Source organism: Microbacterium sp. EST19A (assembly GCF_019969685.1).
Taxonomy (GTDB): Bacteria; Actinomycetota; Actinomycetes; order Actinomycetales; family Microbacteriaceae; genus Microbacterium.
Map to the genome: position 1 here is coordinate 337,523 of NZ_JAHXYZ010000001.1, position 18,409 is coordinate 355,931.

15 protein-coding genes are annotated in these 18,409 nt (G+C 70.6%); 7 read left to right on the forward strand and 8 right to left on the reverse strand.

The genetic code is table 11. The annotated features are described in order from the left end of the window. Positions 1–29: 29 nt before the first annotated feature. Positions 30–1,499 carry an HNH endonuclease signature motif containing protein gene (locus tag LC452_RS01765; RefSeq protein WP_223622303.1) on the reverse strand — a complete coding sequence of 490 codons (1,470 nt, stop codon included), beginning with the start codon at positions 1,497–1,499 and terminating at the stop codon, positions 30–32. A 117-nt stretch (positions 1,500–1,616) separates the two neighbouring features. Beyond that, on the reverse strand, positions 1,617–2,480 hold the full coding sequence (locus LC452_RS01770; RefSeq protein ID WP_223622304.1) for an EamA family transporter: 864 nt from the start codon (positions 2,478–2,480) through the stop codon (positions 1,617–1,619). A gap of 260 nt (positions 2,481–2,740) precedes the next feature. On the opposite strand from LC452_RS01770, the gene LC452_RS01775 reads away from it, so the two are divergent. The 3 genes from LC452_RS01775 (at position 2,741) to LC452_RS01785 (ending at position 6,134) form a co-directional block, all read left to right on the forward strand. Next, positions 2,741–4,030: a M18 family aminopeptidase gene (locus tag LC452_RS01775; protein ID WP_223622305.1), complete on the forward strand. Its 1,290-nt coding sequence runs from the start codon at positions 2,741–2,743 to the stop codon at positions 4,028–4,030. Positions 4,031–4,077: 47 nt separating this feature from the next. Further along, the gene (locus tag LC452_RS01780; RefSeq protein WP_223622306.1) at positions 4,078–5,520 is read left to right on the forward strand and encodes a cytosine permease; all 1,443 of its coding nucleotides are present in this window, start codon (positions 4,078–4,080) and stop codon (positions 5,518–5,520) included. 86 nt (positions 5,521–5,606) lie between these two features. Next, on the forward strand, positions 5,607–6,134 hold the full coding sequence (locus tag LC452_RS01785) for a cysteine hydrolase family protein (protein ID WP_223622307.1): 528 nt from the start codon (positions 5,607–5,609) through the stop codon (positions 6,132–6,134). A 3-nt stretch (positions 6,135–6,137) separates the two neighbouring features. Here LC452_RS01785 and LC452_RS01790 read toward each other — a convergent pair whose 3' ends face one another. Then, positions 6,138–6,848 (reverse strand): MBL fold metallo-hydrolase, encoded by a 711-nt coding sequence (locus tag LC452_RS01790; RefSeq protein WP_223622308.1) that lies wholly within the window; start codon positions 6,846–6,848, stop codon positions 6,138–6,140. An 81-nt stretch (positions 6,849–6,929) separates the two neighbouring features. Between LC452_RS01790 and LC452_RS01795 the strand changes: the two genes are divergently transcribed. Continuing rightward, on the forward strand, positions 6,930–7,454 hold the full coding sequence (locus tag LC452_RS01795; RefSeq protein ID WP_223622309.1) for a TetR/AcrR family transcriptional regulator: 525 nt from the start codon (positions 6,930–6,932) through the stop codon (positions 7,452–7,454). 9 nt (positions 7,455–7,463) lie between these two features. On the opposite strand, the gene LC452_RS01800 is transcribed toward LC452_RS01795, so the two are convergent. Beyond that, positions 7,464–9,197, reverse strand: coding sequence for an ABC transporter ATP-binding protein (locus LC452_RS01800; protein WP_223622310.1), 1,734 nt, complete (start codon positions 9,195–9,197; stop codon positions 7,464–7,466). After that, positions 9,194–10,774, reverse strand: a complete 1,581-nt coding sequence (locus LC452_RS01805; RefSeq protein WP_223622311.1) for an ABC transporter ATP-binding protein — start codon at positions 10,772–10,774, stop codon at positions 9,194–9,196. The genes LC452_RS01800 and LC452_RS01805 overlap by 4 nt, the downstream gene beginning before the upstream one ends. Before the next feature lie 178 nt (positions 10,775–10,952). Here LC452_RS01805 and LC452_RS01810 point away from each other — a divergent pair, with 178 nt between their 5' ends. Beyond that, a complete protein-coding gene (locus tag LC452_RS01810; RefSeq protein WP_223622312.1) occupies positions 10,953–12,008 on the forward strand; it encodes an alpha/beta hydrolase in 1,056 nt (351 codons plus the stop codon). A gap of 22 nt (positions 12,009–12,030) precedes the next feature. Here LC452_RS01810 and LC452_RS01815 read toward each other — a convergent pair whose 3' ends face one another. Both LC452_RS01815 and LC452_RS01820 read right to left on the reverse strand, forming a co-directional pair. After that, entirely contained in the window at positions 12,031–13,404 is a 1,374-nt protein-coding gene (locus LC452_RS01815) for an aminotransferase class V-fold PLP-dependent enzyme (RefSeq protein WP_223622313.1), read from the reverse strand. Then, entirely contained in the window at positions 13,401–14,036 is a 636-nt protein-coding gene (locus LC452_RS01820) for a TetR/AcrR family transcriptional regulator (RefSeq protein ID WP_223622314.1), read from the reverse strand. Before LC452_RS01820 ends, LC452_RS01815 begins: the two co-directional genes overlap by 4 nt. 81 nt (positions 14,037–14,117) lie before the next feature. On the opposite strand from LC452_RS01820, the gene LC452_RS01825 reads away from it, so the two are divergent. Further along, the gene (locus LC452_RS01825; protein WP_223622315.1) at positions 14,118–15,161 is read left to right on the forward strand and encodes an agmatine/peptidylarginine deiminase; all 1,044 of its coding nucleotides are present in this window, start codon (positions 14,118–14,120) and stop codon (positions 15,159–15,161) included. Beyond that, the gene (locus LC452_RS01830; protein ID WP_223622316.1) at positions 15,158–16,867 is read left to right on the forward strand and encodes an amidase; all 1,710 of its coding nucleotides are present in this window, start codon (positions 15,158–15,160) and stop codon (positions 16,865–16,867) included. Before LC452_RS01825 ends, LC452_RS01830 begins: the two co-directional genes overlap by 4 nt. Positions 16,868–16,881: 14 nt before the next feature. Here LC452_RS01830 and LC452_RS01835 read toward each other — a convergent pair whose 3' ends face one another. Continuing rightward, entirely contained in the window at positions 16,882–18,387 is a 1,506-nt protein-coding gene (locus LC452_RS01835; protein ID WP_223622317.1) for a glutamate-cysteine ligase family protein, read from the reverse strand. Positions 18,388–18,409 lie beyond the last annotated feature (22 nt).

Below are 18,409 nucleotides of genomic sequence, written 5' to 3' on the forward strand. Positions count from 1 at the left end.
GACACGCTCGCGTTCGGCTGGGTCGACAATCAGGTGCGTGTGAGTCGGGTAGGGATGCTGGGTCTCGGGGCTCGCCATCTTCCGTGGGGGTCCCACCAGGCGGGTCCGCGGATCTCGGGGACACCCGCGTTCATCCGAATCTCCCACCCCGACGTGTCGAGGGATCGGTGATGCCACCAGCACAACGCGACCCCGTTGTCGGTATGCGTCGGGCCTCCCCGCGAATGCTCGACCACGTGATGGATCTCACACCACGACGCGGGCACGTGACACCCCGGGATCAGGCACTCCTTGTCCCGGGCGAGGATCGCCCGCCTTTGATGCACCGGGAAGACACGGTCCGTGACCGTGATCCCCACGATCCGTCCCTCATCGAACAACACCCGCTGAATCGAACCGGTGCACGCTGTGTGCGCCGCCACGTGCAACCCGACCGGAGCGAGGGATCCGGCGATCCGCGCCCACCCGGTACCGGCGGCGACATCCTTCGCATCCACATGCACCACCAGGGTCGGTGATGCCCCGCCCAGGGTCGGCATCTCCTCATGCCGCGCCGCGATCCCGAGCGCTGTGGCCAAGGCGTCATGCCGCTTCTGCCCGGCACTGCGCCGGTCGACCGACTCCGGCCCACTCGGATCACCCAGCTCACCGGGCTCACCGGGCTCACCGGGCCAAGCATCATCAATGGGCTGGAATTGCACGCCGGGCATGGGCGGTCCGTCGGTCTTCGGATTGCATTGCGCGTCTATGATGGCCTGCAATTGGGCCGCGACATCAGGGAGCAGATGCCCGCGGATCGCATGCAACCCGTCCTTCAACCGGCCGATCGTCACGAACCGTTGATGCCGCGCCCCGTGCTCCGAAGGTTCCGGCCCATCCGGATCCAACACCATCGCCAACACCAGGGCGAACTGCCGCAGATCCTCCGGCGTCGCCGGCGGCGCCGCATCCGCCTTGGGCGCAGCATCCGTGTCGCTGTCATCCGCGTCGGTCTCGACATCCCGCTCCGTCGCACGATATCCGCGGGCGTAGTCCGCGAGCGCGGCATCCGCCTCCCGGAGAACCTCCCGCCCGAATCGGTGCGCAGCCTTGTCGATCGGGGTGATCGCCGCCAGGAACCCCGAAACCCCGACCACACCGTCGAGCAGCGCCTCCCGCAACGCCGGATACCTCGCAGGCAACCGCTCCCCCGACGACGGGCTCACATCCCGCCGCACGGCATCCGCGACCTTCCCGACCCGCGTTGCGCCCGCGACATCCACCCGCAGCACCCGCTGCAACAACTCGTTCTGCCCCCGACACCCGAAGGAGTGAGAAAATTCCGGATCCGCGGACGCGGTCGTCTCGACGACCACCGCCTCCACGCGTCGGAACGCCTCGCCCGCGACCCGCAGCACGTCCATCCGCTCCGCATCCGGCAACCCTGCCAGCGCATCTCCGGACAGCACGGAATCCAGGTCGGTGACGACCCGATCCAAGACGTCCGTGGTGCTGTTCATACGCTCAGTCAACCCGGGACCACCGACATTGATGCCCCGAAAAGACCCAGATCAGAGCTACTTTCCCGATATACCGGAATGCGGTACGAAATCACCGTTTCGTCGCGCTCCGCTCACTCACAGCGCGAGCAGCACGATCCCGAGGACGACGACCAGCGAGGCCCCGATCCGCCACCGTGGTCGCGACTCCCGCAGCACCATGACGCCGAACAGGCTCACGAGCACCACGCTCACCTCGCGCAGCGGTGCGACGAGCGCGACCGGCGCGATCTGTATCGCCGTCAGCACGAGGATGTACGAGAGCGGCGACAGGATGCCGAAGACGAGGATGCGTCGCCAGTGCCGGCGTCCGAGCGACCAGACGGCATCCCAGCGCCGCCGTACCGCGAACGAGTAGAACGGCACCTGCAGCAACGTCGTGCCGACCATGAAGGCGACCGGCGAGAGGTTCCAGGTGCGCACCGCGTGCGCGTCCCAGATCGTGTAGATCGCGATCGCGACACCGGTGAGCAGGCCGAACAGCAGGCCCGGATCGATGCGCCCGGTCTTCGCTCCCCTCCCGCGGTCGACGAGCCCGATCGCCACGACCCCGACGATCACCGCGGCGACGCCGATCAGCGCCACCACCGACGGCCTCTCGCCGAGCAGCAGCACCGCGACGATCACCGAGAGGAAAGGGCCCGTGCCACGGGCGGTCGCGTAGACCGTGGAGAGATTCCCCTCCCGGTAACCGCGCTGCAGCACGACCATGTATCCGACGTGCAGCGTCGCGGAGACGGCGACCCCGAGGGCGAAGGAGCCGAGGTCGTCGGCGCCGATCCCGCCGGTGAACGGCACCGCCCCTATCCAGACGACCGTGCTGGCGACCGCTCCCCACCAGAGGAAGGGGAATCCCGCGCGGCTCACCCCGTGGGCGATGACGTTCCACGCGGCGTGGGCGATCGCGGCTCCGAAGACGAGGACGAAGGCGAGAGGGGACATGACGAGACCCTTCCGTTCGACGCGGGCGCGACGAACAGGGTCCTCCGGGCTTTTGTCCTGTCAGATGACGGCTCTCCTGCGGAGGTGAGCCGTGGCGCCGCTCGGACCAGGCGGGCGCGAACCCCGGAACCCTAGGCGCTATCGCGGTACACGATAGTCGCGCCAGATGAACGCCGGGCAAACGGCGCCCCCGCGACACGCGCAGAGGGTCGTCATCGCGCGACTACGCTCGAATCACGCCCGTATTCAGGAAGGTCGCCATGCCCGTCACCCCCGACGCTCTCGCCCACGCCGAGGATCTCGCCGATTTCGTCGCCGCCTCCCCGTCGAGCTACCACGCGGCGGCCGAGGTCGCGCGACGCCTCGAAGACGCAGGTTTCACCCGCCTTCACGAGGAGGAGCCGTGGCCGGCGCAGGCCGGCGGCCGCTTCGTCGTCGTGCGCGACGGCGCGACGATCGCCTGGGTGGTGCCGACGGACGCCGCCGCGACGACGCCCGCGCACGTGTTCGGCGCGCACACCGACTCCCCCGGCTTCAAGCTCAAGCCGCAGCCGACCACCGGCGCCCGCGGCTGGCTGCAGGCCGCCGTCGAGGTGTACGGCGGCCCGCTGCTGAACTCGTGGCTCGATCGCGAGCTGCGCCTCGCCGGACGCCTCGCCCTCGCGGACGGTCGCGTGGTGCTGGCCGACACGGGCCCCCTGCTGCGCCTGCCCCAGCTCGCCATCCACCTCGACCGCACCGCGAACTCCGGCCTGGCGCTCGACAAGCAGACCGAGACCCAGCCCGTGTGGGGCCTCGGCGACCCGACGCAGCAGGACATCCTCGCCGAGCTCGGCTCGTCGGCCGACGTCGCGGCATCCGACATCCGCGGCTACGACGTCGTGATCGCCGACACCGCGCGCGGCGCCGTCTTCGGCAAGGACGATGCGTTCTTCGCCGCCGGGCGCCTCGACGACCTGGCCTCGGTGCACGCCGGCGTCGTCGCGCTCGTCGAGATCGCCGACCGTACGCGCACGAAGGCCCCGATCGCGGTGCTCGCCGCGTTCGACCACGAGGAGCTCGGTTCCGCGTCGCGCTCCGGAGCCGCCGGCCCGTTCCTCGAAGACGTGCTCGAACGCCTGTACGCCGGACTCGGCGCCGACGCCTCGGAGCGTCGCCGGGCCTACGCCTCGTCGTGGTGCCTCTCCAGCGACGTCGGCCACTCCGTGCACCCGAACTACGTCGCCAAGCACGACCCGGTCGTGCAGCCCGTGCTCGGCTCGGGTCCGATCCTCAAGCTGAACGCGAATCAGCGCTACGCGACGGATGCCGTGGGCACGGCCGCCTGGCGCGAATGGTGCGAGCGCGTCGGAGTCAGCACGCAGGAGTTCGTCTCGAACAACGCCGTGCCGTGCGGCTCCACGATCGGCCCGATCACCGCCACCCGGCTCGGCATCCGCACCGTCGACGTCGGCATCCCGATCCTGTCGATGCACTCCGCGCGCGAGCTCGCCGGCGTCTCCGACCTGTACGACCTGTCCCGCACCGCGGAGTCGTTCTTCACCGCCTGATCCCGATTGCCGCCCCGGCACGCCCGGGCAGTGCCAAGATGTTGCTCATGACGGACATCAAGCCGGCTCTCATCGAGCGTGCGGGCATCGAGATCATCCCCGAATCCGACCGGAACGCGAAGCCCCGCGACCTGTTCTGGCCCTGGTTCGCGGCGAACGTGTCGGTGTTCGGCATGTCGTACGGGTCGTTCGTGCTCGGCTTCGGCATCTCGTTCTGGCAGGCGACCCTCGTGTCGATCATCGGCATCGTGGTGTCGTTCCTGCTGTGCGGGCTCATCGCGATCGCCGGCAAGCGCGGCTCGGCCCCGACCATGGTGCTCTCGCGTGCCGCGTTCGGCGTGCAGGGGCAGAAGGTGCCCGGCATCATCTCGTGGCTGACGTCGATCGGGTGGGAGACGTTCCTCGCGATCCTCGCGGTGCTCGCGACCGTGACGATCATCACGCAGCTCGGCGGTGACGGCGACAGCATCGCGCTGAAGATCATCGCGACCGTGATCGTCGCGGCGCTGATCGTCGCCGCATCCGTGCTCGGATATCACACGATCATGAAGCTGCAGTCGGTGCTCACCTGGATCACCGGCATCGTGACGGTGCTGTACATCATCCTCGCGGCGCCGCAGATCGATCTCGCGGCCGTCATGGCCCGTCCGGACGGCGGCATCGGGCAGGTCATCGGCGCCCTCGTCATGGTGATGACCGGATTCGGCCTCGGCTGGATCAACATCGCCGCGGACTGGTCGCGGTACCAGAAGCGCACGGCATCCGACGGGGCGATCGTCGCCTGGAACACGATCGGCGGCTCGGTGGCCCCGGTGATCCTCGTGGTGTTCGGACTGCTGCTCGGCGGCTCCGACGACGACCTCATGAACGCGATCGCCGCCGACCCGATCGGCGCCCTCGCCTCGATCCTGCCGGTGTGGGTGCTCGTGCCGTTCCTGCTCACGGCCGTGCTCGCGCTCGTCTCGGGTGCGGTGCTCGGCATCTACTCCTCCGGACTGACGCTGCTCAGCCTCGGCATCCGCATCCCCCGGCCGTCGGCCGCCGCGATCGACGGAGTCATCCTCACGATCGGCACGATCTTCGTGGTGTTCTTCGCGACCGACTTCCTCGGGCCGTTCCAGAGCTTCCTGATCACGCTCGGTGTGCCTCTCGCCTCGTGGGCCGGCATCCTCATCGCCGACATCCTGCGCCGGAAGAAGGACTACGACGAGGACGCCCTGTTCGACAGCCGCGGCCGCTACGGCGCCTGGGACTGGACCTCGATCGGCACCATGGTCGTCACGAGCGTGATCGGGTGGGGTCTCGTCATCAACAACTTCGCGGATGCCGCGCCGTGGAACAACTGGCAGGGCTACCTGCTGTTCCTCGTCGGCGGACGCGACGGCGACTGGGCCTACGCGAACCTCGGCGTGTTCTTCGCCCTCGTGCTGTCGTTCCTCGTGACCTACTTCGCGCGGGCGGCGAAGATCCGCCGGCAGGAAGAGGCGTGAGCCCTTCGACGAGCTCAGGGGCCCAGAAGTCGGTCGTTGAGCGAGGAGCGCAGCGACGAGACAAAGCGCCTGACCCCTGGCTGGTCGTGATCGACCCGCAGACGATCTTCGCGTCGCCGGACTCCGCGTGGGGCTCGCCGTTCTTCGCTGAGACGATGCCGCGCATCCGCTCTCTGGCAGAGTCCTTCGGCGAGCGCGTGATCGTGACCCGCTGGATGCCGACTGCCGACCGCTCCACCTCGTGGGGCGCGTACTTCGCCGTGTGGCCCTTCGCCGACCAGCCGCCGACCGATCCGCTGTTCGACCTCGTGCCCGAGGCGGTCGGGCTGTCGCCGCATCCGACCCTCGATCTGCCGACCTTCGGGAAGTGGGGACCGGAGATCGAGGCCCTCGTCGGGCGCGGCGCGCATGTCGTGCTGGCCGGGGTCTCGACGGACTGCTGCGTGATCTCGACGGCCCTGGCCGCAGCGGATGCCGGAGCCCACGTGACCGTCGCCGCCGATGCGTGCGCGGGATCGACGGCCGAGAACCACGCCGCCGCGATCCAGGTGATGGGGCTGTACCCGCCGCAGATCACGGTGAGCGACACGGCATCCGTCCTGGCGGCGCGGTAGCGGTCAGCCCGAGGCCCGCACGGCGGCGGCGATGTCGGCGGGCGAACCCTGCCAGGGTGCGCCGTGACCCGGCAGCACCCACGACGCCGAGACCTCGGCGATCCGGTCGAGCGAGGCCGACGCGGTCTCGGGCTCGTCGGTGAACGGGGCCGGCTGCGCGCCGACCTTCCCGGTGAGCACGTGGCGTGTGGTGAGGGCGTCGCCCACGAAGACGGCGTCGGCCGCGGGCACGTGCACCGCGATGCTTCCCGGCGAGTGCCCCGGCATCCCGATGATCACGGGCGCTCCGGGCAGGTCGAGCACGTCTCCGTCGGCGACCTCGACGACCTCGGTCACGTAATGGGTGCGCAGGGCGTTCTTGCGGATGCCGTAGGCGAAGAACCCCAGCATCGGCCCGAGCCGTGCGGGCCCCATCGCCGTCTTCGGCTTCTCCCCCGTGCGCACGCGGTGGGCATCGGCGGCATGGATGAAGACCGGCACCCCGGCTTCCCGGCGCAGCCGCTCGGCGAAACCGATGTGGTCGCTGTCTCCGTGGGTGAGCACGAGTCCGCGGATGTCGGACAGCGGCCGCCCGATCTCGGCGAGCTCGCGCTGCAGGTCGTTCCAGTGGCCGGGGAGTCCCGCGTCGATCAGCGTGATCCCCTCCGGGAGATCGATGAGGTACGAGGCGACGATGTCGTTACCCAGTCGATGGAGGTGCGGTGCGAGCTTCATGGGGATTCCTTCCGAAGATGATTGCGATGGCTACGATACGTAGCTATGATGGCTATTGTCAATAGCTATCAAGGAGAAGTCATGCCGACACCCGATCGGACCTCGCTCGCGCAGATCATCGCCGCGGGCCGGGAGATCCTGGATGCGACGGGCCCCGCGAGCGTCACGATGCAGGCCGTCGCCACGCGCGTCGGCGTGCGGGCTCCTTCGCTCTACAAGCGCGTGCGCGATCGTGACGCCCTTCTCTCTGCCATCGCCGAGTCGATCATCGATGAGCTCACGGCCCGCCTCGACGCCGCGGATGCCGATCTCACGGGCATCGCGGGCGCCTACCGGTCCTTCGCCCAGCAGCAGCCCGAGGCTTTCCGGCTCATGTTCAGCGCCGCGGCTCCGCACGCCGCCCTGCAGCGCTCGGCCGCGCCGCTCATCCGCGCCTCCGCCGCCCTGGTCGGCGAGGACGACGCCCTCGATGCGGCCCGCCTGTTCACGGCCTGGGCGACGGGCTTCCTGCAGATGGAGCTCTCGGGAGCCTTCCGGCTCGGCGGCGATGTCGACCGTGCCTTCGACTACGGGCTGCGGCGCCTCATCGCCGGCCTCACCGCCTGACGACCCTGCTCACCACGCGGTCCAGGCCGCCCAGAGGTCGGCGTACGGCCCCGGCGCGGCGACCAGCTCCTCGTGCGTGCCGGACTGCACCACGCGACCGTCCTGCATCACGAGGATCCGGTCCGCCGTGACGGCCTGACTCAGCCGGTGGGCGATCACGATGCCCGTACGATCGCCGATCGCCGCGCGCGCGGCCTGGTCGAGCAGCTCCGCGTCGGCGGATCCCGCCTCGGCGGTGGCCTCGTCGAGGATGACGACGGATGCCGCGGCGAGCGCGACCCGCACGAGCGCGAGGTGCTGCGTCTGCCCCGGCGTGAGCGGAAGACCCGCTTCTCCGACGACCGTGTCGAGGCCGTCGGGCAGGGCGAGGATCCAGCCGGCGCCGAGCTGTTCGATCTTGCGGTGCATCCGCTCCTCGTCGGCGTCGCTGAAGAGCGCGAGGTCGTCGCGGATCGACCCCGCGAACACATGCGGCTCCTGCGTCAGCATCACCACGGCGTCGCGCAGATCGTGCGGATGCCAGGCGTCGATGTCGACCTCGTCGTGCCGGACCGCTCCTTCACCGCGCGGAAGGGCGCCGGCCAGCACGCGCGCGAGAGTCGTCTTTCCTGCTCCGCTCGCGCCGACGACCGCGATCGCCTCCCCGGGCGCCGCCGACATCGACACGGCGTCGAGGTCGCGCTGGCCCGGACGGTGGGCGAACCCGAGGCCGTCGACCTCGATCGCTCCCCGGCGCACCGACGCCGCGCCCTCCCGCGGGCTCGGCGACGGCAACCCGATCACACCGAACAGGCGGGCGAGGCTCGCGCCGGCGTCCTGAAGCTCGTCGATCCGGAAGAGCAGTGTTCCCATCGGCCCGAACAGCCCGAGGAAGTACAGCGCCGCGGCGGTGGCGGCGCCCAGCTCGACCTGGCCGTCGGCGACGAGGAAGTAGCCGACGACGAGCACGGCGGAGAGTCCGATCAGCTCGGCACCGTTGAGGAAGAAGTTGAAATCGTTGCGCACGGCGGTGGCCCTCACCTCGAGCCCGATGGCCTCCTCGCTCGCCTCGGCGATCCCGTCGAGGTGCCGCTCCTCCGTACGCAGCGCGAGCACGGTGTCGACGCCGCGGACCGCCTCGATCGTGCGCTGGCCACGTTCTGCCACGACAGCGCGGTGCCGGCGATACACCGGACCAGACCGGCGGAGGAATCGGCGCAGCGCGAGATATTGCATCGGGGCGGCGAGAAGCGCCGCGAGCGCGAACCGCCAATCGAGCAGCCCCATCCCGGCGAGGCTGAGCACGACGCCGAACAGCGCCGCGAGGAAGGCGGGAAGCGCCTCTTCGACGACCTGCCCGACGGCGCGCACATCGCCGGAGAGACGGGCGACCAGGTCACCGGTCCCCGCGGCCTCGATGCGGGCCGTGGGCTGAGCGAGAGCGGTGCGGAACGCCGCCTCGCGCACCTCGCGGATCGTGCCCTGACCGAGGCGGGCGAGCAGCACGCGTCCGGCCCAGGTGAGCGCGGCGCCGATGGTCACCGAACCGACGAGGGCGAGACCGTAGGGCAGCAGCGATCCGCCGCCCCGGGTGATGTCGTCGACCATGAGGCCGATGATCCAGGGGGCGACGAGCGCCGCGCCGACTCCCGCGCACAGCGTGAACAGGGCGAAGATCGTGAGGCCCCGTCGCCGGCCGAGCGCCGCGAGCAGGCCGCGCGCGGTGTCACGCCCCGAGGCGATGGGCAGCTTCTCGTCGGTCATGAGGCCGCTCCCCTCAGGTCGTGCACGCGGTGGCAGGCCGACAGCAGCGACGCGCGATCCGTGAGCAGCACGATCGTGCGTCCCTCGGTCGCGAGCCCGGCGGCGACCTGCGCCTCGGTGATGGGGTCGATCGCGGTGGTGGGCTCGTGCAGCACGAGCACGCGCTGCGGCTGATGCAGCGCGCGGGCCAGCAGCAGCCGCTGGCGCTGCCCTCCCGACAGGCGGAGGCCCCGCTCGCCGATGCGCTCGTCGAGCCCGTCGGGAAGCCGGTGCACGACCTCGTCGAACGCGGATGCCGTGAGGTGGGCATCCTCGATCGTCTCGGCGATGTTCTCGGCGGCGGTCCCGGTGAACACGGCCGCATCGTGGGGCGGCGCGAACACCAGAGCCCGCAGGCCCTCGCGCCCGAGGTGGATCGCGTCGATGCCGTCGACCACGAGCTCGCCGGCAGAGGCCTCCCTGCGCCCGCCGAACAGCTGCGCGAGATCGGAGATGCGCTCGGGGTCTGCCCGGATGCCGGTGATCTCGCCCGCGGCGACGTCGAGGCGCCGCCCGTCGACGAGCACCCGGGCCACGATCTCGCTGCCACCGGTCGGCAGTTCGGCAGCGGCATCCGGGGCGCCGTGCGGGTGTCCCGCCTCGCGGGAGAACTCGGCGATGCGGGTCGCGGAACCGTGCTTCGACGCGATCTCCGCGGGCAGGTACCCGAGGGTCTCCAAGGGTCCGCGGATGGTCTGCGCGAGGCCCATCGCGGTGACGAAGCCGCCGACCGTGATCGCCCCGTCGAGGGCGAGCCATCCGCCGAGCACCGCGATCCCGGTGAACGCGAGGCCGCTGACGACGAGGTTGAGGGCGGTCAGGGCGGCGGCGGACTTCTCCGCGCGGTAGGCGGCCTCCGCAGCGACCGCGCTCTCGGCGACGTAGCGCTCGGTCGCCCGCGACGCACCGCCGAGCGCGCCGAGCACGCGGAGCCCGGTCGCGAAGTCGGTGCTGACGGCGTCGAGCCGCGCGGCCTGCCGCTGTGCCTCGTATCCGCGACGACGCAGTCCGCCGCTGACGGCGTTGACGACGAGCGCCTGCAGCAGTGTGCCGATGACGACGGCGATGGCGAGCGGCCAGGCGATCACCAGCAGGGTCGCGCAGGCGACGATGACGGCTGTGGCGGCAGCCGCCTGCTCGGCGACGGTCCAGAAGAACCCGGCCGTCTCACCGGCATCCGAAGAGGAGATCGTGAGGATCTCACCCGCCGGGCGGCGAGTGCGGCGACGGAGCGCCAGCCCGAGGATGCCCTGTCGGAGCACGTGCTCACCGCGCGCGTAGACGACGGTGCCCACGCGGTCGCCGAGCTGCCAGGCGCAGATGAGCACCGCGAAGACGGCCACGAGGAAGGCGAGCGACCAGCCCAGCGCCACCGGGTCGTGCGGGGCGATGGCGCGGTCGATCACGATGCCGACGGCGACCGGGACCAACACCTCGGCCAGCTGATGTCCGCAGAATCCGGCGATCGAGAGTGCGGCGCGCCTGCGGCGGCCCGCTCCCCACACGACTTCCCGGAAGACTCCTCCGACCGTCGTCACGACGACGTCGCCGGACAGGGGCGGAAGGACATGAGACTCCTGGGATCGCAGTAAGGGTGTCCTTAGTAAACTAACCGACCCTCGACGTCGCCGCGCACCGGCCGCATTCGCGCACGGGCCGGATTCACGCATGCGCGAACCGGAATACTGGCACACTGATGCGCAGGGAGGGGTTCCAATGAGCACTGGCGCGCACGCCGAAGAGTCCGATCACCCGAAGAAGGCCCGTCGGCCCTGGCACCGCACCAAGGTCGCTCTCGGCATCATCGTGGCCGTCGTCGCGGTGGTGGCGATCGTCGGCTCGATCAGCCCCTGGCCGTCGGCGATGATCATCCGCGCCGTCTTCACCAAGGGCGGCGACGAGACCGCCGCCGAGATGGACAAGCACGTTCCCGACACGAAGCTCACCGAGAAGCTCGACGTCTCCTACGGCGACGCGGGCGCCGACACGACGATGGACGTCTTCGCCCCGGCATCCGCGACCGGCCCGCTGCCGACCGTCGTCTGGATCCATGGCGGCGCCTGGATCTCGGGCGCGAAGGAGAACGTCGACCCCTACATGCGCATCCTCGCTGCGGAGGGGTACACCACCATCGCGGTGAACTACACGATCGGCCCCGAGGGCGTCTATCCGCTCGCGGTGCACCAGCTCAACGACGCGCTCGCGTACATCGACGAGCACGCCGAGGAGCTCGGCGTCGACCCGACGCAGATCGTGCTCGCGGGCGACTCGGCCGGCGGCCAGCTCGCCAGTCAGATGGCGACGCTCATCACGAGCCCGGGATACGCCGAGATCATGGGCATCACGCCCACTCTCGAGGCCGACCAGCTCATCGCCACCGTGCTCAACTGCGGCGTGTACGACCTCGGAGCCCTCGCTCAACTCGATGGGCTCGCCGGCTGGGGCTTCAAGTCGGCGATGTGGGCCTACTCGGGCACGAAGACCTGGGCCGAGGACTCGACCGGAGCGACCATGTCGACCGTCGACTGGGTGACGAAGGACTTCCCCACGACGTACATCTCCGGCGGCAACGGCGACGGCCTCACCTGGCTGCAGTCGATCCCGATGGCGCAGCGCCTCGAAGAGCTCGGCGTCGACGTGACGACCCAGTTCTGGCCTGCTCCGCACGAACCGGCGCTGCCGCACGAGTACCAGTTCCACCTCGACATGCCCGACGCGCAGACCGCGCTGCAGAAGACCATCGACTTCCTGAACGCGCACACCACGCGCTGACGGCATCCGTCGCGCAGCTCGCCTACTTCATCGTGTCGAGGATGCCGACCAGGTCGTCGAAGGTCGTGAGCGGGTTGAGGATCGCGAAGCGCGTGTTGGGGCGACCCTGGTGCGAGCTGGGCACCACGAACGCCCGCTGCGAGTCGAGGAGCTCCGCCGACCAGCGGTCGTAGTCGGCGCGCTCCCAGCCGTCGCGCTCGAACACGACGACCGACAGCTGCGGATCCCGCACGAGCCGCAGCTCGGGGCGTCGGGCGATCTCGCCGGCGATGCGCTTCGTCAGGGCGATCGTGCTGCTGACGGCATCCCGGTACGCGGTCACGCCGTACGTCGCGAGCGAGAACCACATCGGCAGGCCGCGCGGGCGCCGGGTGAGCTGGATCGAGTAGTCCGAGGGGCTGAACTCGTCGACGTCGGTGAGGATGTCGAGGTACTCGGCGTGCTGCGTGTGCGCACGCCGACCGCTGTCGGGGTCGCGGTAGATCAGGGCGCAGCAGTCGAACGGCGCGAACAGCCACTTGTGCGGGTCGACGATGACCGAGTCGGCGCGCTCGACGCCCGCGAAGATCTTCCGCGCCTCCGGGGCGAGCATCGCCGTGAGGCCGTACGCGCCGTCGATGTGCAGCCAGAAGTCGAACTCGTCCTTCAGCGCCGCGATCCCCTTGATGTCGTCGACGATGCCGAAGTTCGTCGAGCCGCCGGTCGCGACCACCGCGCAGATCTCGTCGCCGTGCTCGGCCAGCGCCTCGCGCACGGCATCCGCCCGCAGCACGCCGTCGTCGCCCGCGGGAACGAGCAGCACGTCGGCGTCCATGACCTTCGCAGCCGACTTGTTCGAGGAGTGCGCCTCGACGCTGCAGACGATCTTCCAGCGCGTGGGCAGGTCCTTGCCGGCCGCGATCAGGCGCGCCTTCGCGGCCTCGCGGGCGGCGACCAGCGCCGAGAGGTTGCCGATCGTGCCGCCCTGCACGAACACGCCGCCGGCGGTGTCGGGCAGACCGAACTCGGCGGCGAGGAACGACAGGACCTCGTTCTCGGCGTGCACGGCACCCGCGCCTTCCAGCCAGCTGCCGCCGTAGAGGCCCGATGCCGAGACGACGAGGTCGAACGCGATGGCCGCCATGGTCGGAGCCGTCGGGATGAACGACAGGTACAGAGGATGGCTCGTGGTCAGGCAGGCCGGGGCGAGCACGTGCTCGAACAGGCTCAGGGCGCGGGGGGCCCCGAGCCCGGAATCGGTGATGGTCGCACCGATCAGACGGTTGAGCTCGGCCTCGGTCTGCGGCTTGTCGAGCGGCACGTCGGTGGCCAGCATCCGTCGTCGGGAGTAGTCGAGCACGGCGTCGACGATCGCGGTCGATTCGGGCGATGCGGCGTGCATGCGGTCGGCGCTCATGAGCGGTCCTCACTGGTCGGGTCGGCGGAAGGTCGGTCGAGCACGGCGGCGACCGTGCGGCGGGCGAGATCGGCGCGGTCGCGGGGCGCCCACTTCACGAGGGAGTGCGCGCTCATGCCGTCGACCATGGCGAGCAGCATCCAGGCGGCGAAGGGCGGGTCGGCGGAATCGTCGGGGTCGGCTGCTGCGGCACCGGAGATGACCTCTTCGAGCCTGCTCTGCCACAGGTCCATCTCGGAGCGCACGCGCTCCCCCAGGGGCTCGTTGCGCACACCCTGCGACCATGCCTGCACCCAGATCAGGGCGACGTCGTCGCGGGAGTCGTCGAGCAGCGTCTCGACCAGCTGCTGCAGGCTCGCACGCAGGCCGCCCGCGGGCGTGAAGGCGGCGATCACCTCGTCGCGCTCGGTCGCGACGATCGTGCCGAAGACCTCGGCGACGAAGGCGTCCATGACGGGGCGGTAGTGCGCCACGAGCGCCGGCGTCACGCCGACGCGGGCCGCGACGGCACGCACGGTGAGGGTGTCGAGACCGTTCTCCCTGGCGAGCGCGATGGCGCCGTCGAGGATGGTGCGCTCGCGCTCTTCGGGTGGCAGCCGCCGCGCTGCGGGTGCTCTTGACGTCGTGTTCATCGAGGGCTACCGTAGCACCTGTTGATCGCTTGTTCAACAGCATTGAGGCCGTCGAAGCGATCACGAAGCGAGGAGATCACGATGAGCTGGCGCATGCCTGCCGAGACCGCACGCCACGACCGCACCTGGATGGCGTTCCCCGCCGAGGGCCAGACGCTCGGCGAGACCGACGCCGAGCGCGAGGACGGCTACGCGACCTGGACCGCCGTCGCGAACGCCGTCGCCGAGTTCGAGCCGGTCTCGATGCTCGTCGACCCGAGCGAGACCGCCCGCGCCCGGCGCATGCTCGCCGGCAGCATCGAGCTCATCGAAGCCCCGGTCGATGAGTTCTGGATGCGCGACTCCGGCCCCACCTTCGTGATCGACGACGAGCGCCCCGGCGTGCTCGGCGCGGTCGACTGGATCTTCAACGGCTGGGGCGCCCCGGACTGGGCCGAATGGCGACTGGCGGGCGAGCACGGGCGCATCGTCGCCGGCGCCGTCGGTGCGGAGCTCGTCAGCTCGGTGCTCGTGAACGAGGGCGGCGGCATCCACGTCGACGGCGAGGGCACGGTGCTGCTCACCGAGACCGTACAGCTCGACCCGCGACGCAATCCCTTCGCCGACAAGACGCGCGTCGAGGCCGAGATGCTCCGCACGATCGGGGCGACGAAGGCCATCTGGCTCCCCCGCGGCCTCACCCGCGACTACGACGACTTCGGCACCAACGGCCACGTCGACATCGTCGCGACGATCGTCGCACCCGGGCGCCTGCTGCTGCACGACCAGCAGGATCCCGACCACCCCGACCACGCGGTCACCCGCGACCTGCGCGCCCTGCTCGCCGAGCAGACGGATGCCGCGGGCCGCCGCTTCGAGATCGTCGACCTGCCGGCGCCCGCCACCCTGCGCGATGAGGAGGGCTTCGTCGACTGGAGCTACGTCAACCACCTCGTCACGAACGACGGCGTCGTCGCCTGCGGGTTCGGCGAGGAGAAGGCGGATGCCGCAGCGCGCGAGATCCTCGCCGAGGTGTATCCCGGTCGCCGCGTCGTCACAGTCGACGCCCGCTCCCTGTTCGCCCGCGGCGGAGGCATCCACTGCATCACCCAGCAGCAGCCCTCGCTCGAAGGCGCGCGCTCATGATCGACGTCACCGAAGTCACGATCGCCGACCTGCGCCATGCGCTCGAGACGGGCGCGACCACGTCGGTCGAGCTCGTCGACGCCTACCTCGCCCGCATCGCCGCGTACGACGGACCCGACACGGCGACGGCCCTCAACGCGGTCGTCGTCGCGAATCCCGCCGCCCGTGACGAGGCCGCGGCATCCGACGCCCGCCGTGCACGCGGCGAGACGCGCGGTGCGCTCGACGGCATCCCGTACACGGCGAAGGACAGCTACCTCGTGGCGGGACTCACTGCCGCGGCCGGCAGCCCCGCCTTCGCGGAGCTCGTCGCTCAGCGGGACGCGTTCACGATCGAGCGCCTGCGGGCGGCCGGAGCGATCTGTCTCGGGCTGACCAATATGCCGCCCATGGCCAACGGTGGCATGCAGCGCGGCGTCTACGGCCGCGCCGAGAGCCCCTACAACGCGGAGTTCCTCACGGCCCCCTTCGCCTCGGGTTCGTCGAACGGATCGGGCACCGCGACCGCCGCGAGCTTCGCCGCCTTCGGCCTCGGCGAGGAGACCTGGTCGAGCGGGCGCGGCCCCGCGACCAACAACGCGCTCTGCGCCTACACGCCCTCCCGCGGCGTGATCTCGACCCGGGGCAACTGGCCCCTGGTTCCGACGATGGACGTCGTCGTGCCGCACGCCCGCACCATGGCCGATCTGCTCGAGGTGCTCGACGTGATCGTCGCCGACGACGCCGAGACCCGGGGCGACTTCTGGCGCGCGCAGCCGTGGGTCGAGCTTCCCGCCGCATCCGCCGTGCGTCCGTCGTCGTACCGCGCGGTGGCCGACGGCGCCTCGCTCGACGGCATCCGCATCGGCATCCCGCGGATGTACATCAACGCCGACCCGGATGCCGGCACCGCCGACTCCCCGGGAATGGGCGGACCGACCGGGCAGCGCATCGACACGCGGGCCTCCGTGATCGCGCAGTGGGAGACGGCTCGCCGAGACCTCGAGGCCGCCGGTGCCACCGTGGTCGAGGTCGACTTCCCCGTCGTGTCGAACTACGAGGGCGACCGGCCGGGTGCGCCGACGCTGGCGACCCGCGGCCTGGTGTCGCCGGAGTACCTGCACCGCGAGATCGTCGACCTGTCGGCGTGGAGCTGGGAGGACTTCCTGCAGGCGAACGGCGACCCGGCGCTCTCCACACTCGCCGACGTCGACGGTGCCACGATCTTCCCGCATCCGGAGGGCGCCCTCCCCGACCGGTATACGGGCTTCGAGGACGACATCGCCGACTACCCGGACTGGGTGCGCGCACACCCGGGAGCGGACTTCACCGATATGCCGGAGCTCGCAGACGGGCTGCGCGGTCTGGAGGAGACCCGCCGGCTCGATCTCGAGGTGTGGATGGACGAGCAGGGCCTCGACGCCGTCGTCTTCCCGGCGGTCGCCGACGTCGGGCCGGCCGACATGGACGTGAACACCGCATCCGCCGATCTCGGCTGGCGCAACGGCACCTGGATCGCGAACGGCAACCTCGCCGTGCGGCACCTCGGCATCCCGACGGTCACCGTGCCGATGGGGCTGATGGCCGACATCGGCATGCCGATCGGACTGACCTTCGCCGGGCGCGCCTACGACGACACGAGGCTGCTGCGGCTGGCCGCGGCGTTCGAGGCGGCGGGTGCTCCCGGCACGCGCCGCACCCCACCGCCACGCACGCCGGAACTCTAGAGCTCGGGTCGAGGTCAGTGCGTCCAGGTGTGCACGGGCTCACCGGCCCGCATCCGCTCGACGTAATCCCCGAGCATGCCGTGCAGCGCGTCAGCCCTTGACGCGCCGGAGCGCTCACGGGCCGCCACGTTCTCCCGCTGCCAGACCGCGCCGTTGCGCCCGGTGAGGCACCGCTGCTCGATGATGCCGAGATACCGGTCGCGGACCTCCGGGTCGACGCCGTACGCATCCAATCCCTCGGCCGCCGCAGGCAGCAACCGTCGCAGCACCAGCTCGCTCGGGCTGATCCAGCCGACCTCCGGCCAGTACAACCGCGACTCGATGCCGCCGCGGGCAGCGGCGTGCAGGTTCTCCGCCGCCGCATCGAAGGTCATCTGCGTCCAGATCGGCCGGTCGGCTTCGGCGAGGCTGCGCACGAGGCCGTAGTAGAACGCGGCATCCGCCACCACGTCGACGACGCTCGGTCCGGCCGGCAGCACCCGGTTCTCGAGGCGCAGGTGCGCGGTCCCGTCGCCGGCATCGTAGATCGGACGGTTCCAGCGGTAGACCGTGCCGTTGTGCATGCGCAGCTCGGCGAGTTCCGGTGCGCGCCCCTCCTCGAGCGCCTCGAACGGATCCTCGTCCGAGGTCACGGGCAGCAGCGCAGGGAAGTATCGCGAGTTCTCCTCGAAGAGGTCGAAGATCGACGTCACCCAGCGCTCGCCGAACCAGACACGGGGGCGCACGCCCTGGTTCTTCAGCTCCTGCGGGCGGGTGTCGGTGGCCTGTTCGAACATCGGGATGCGCGTCTCGTGCCACAGCGCCTTCCCTGCGAAGAATGGGGAGTTCGCCGCCAACGCCACCTGCACGCCGGCGATCGCCTGCGCCCCGTTCCAGTACGCCGCGAACGACTCGGGCGCGACCTGCAGATGCAGCTGCACGGAGGTGCACGCGGCCTCGGGCAGGATCGTGTCGCAGACCATCGCGAGCTGCTCGCCCGGCTGGTCGTCGCTCAGCGCGATCCCGTCGAGCTGCAGCTCGATGTCCTCACCCCGCGCGGAGAGGATCTGCTGGCCCAGCAGGCTGTATCGGGGATCGGCTGAGAACCAGCGCTCGGTGAAGTGCGTCTCGTCGAGCGTCGGGAGCATCCCGATCATGGCCAGGCCGCTGCCGGTCGGCCGTGCCCGATCGTCGGCGATGTCGAGCGCCCTCCGCAAGACGTTCTCGAGCTCTCGGAGAGCCCCGCGTCCGATCGGCCGCGGCGCCACGTTGAGCTCGACGTTGAAGCGCGCGAGCTCCGTCTGGAAGGCCGGTGACGCGATCGCGTCGAGCACCGCATCGTTCCCGCGGGCCGGTGCGCCCTGCCCGTCGACCAGATTCAACTCGATCTCCAGACCGAGCTGCGAATCAGGGGCGTCGACGGCGGCGAATCGCCCGTCCGCCAGCATGGACGCCAAGGCGTCGAGGCACTGCTCGGTCTTCGCGCGGAACTGCGTGCGGTCCTGGCGCGTGAACGTCCGCGCCTCGATGCTGTCGCCCATACGCCGACGGTATCCACCGGGC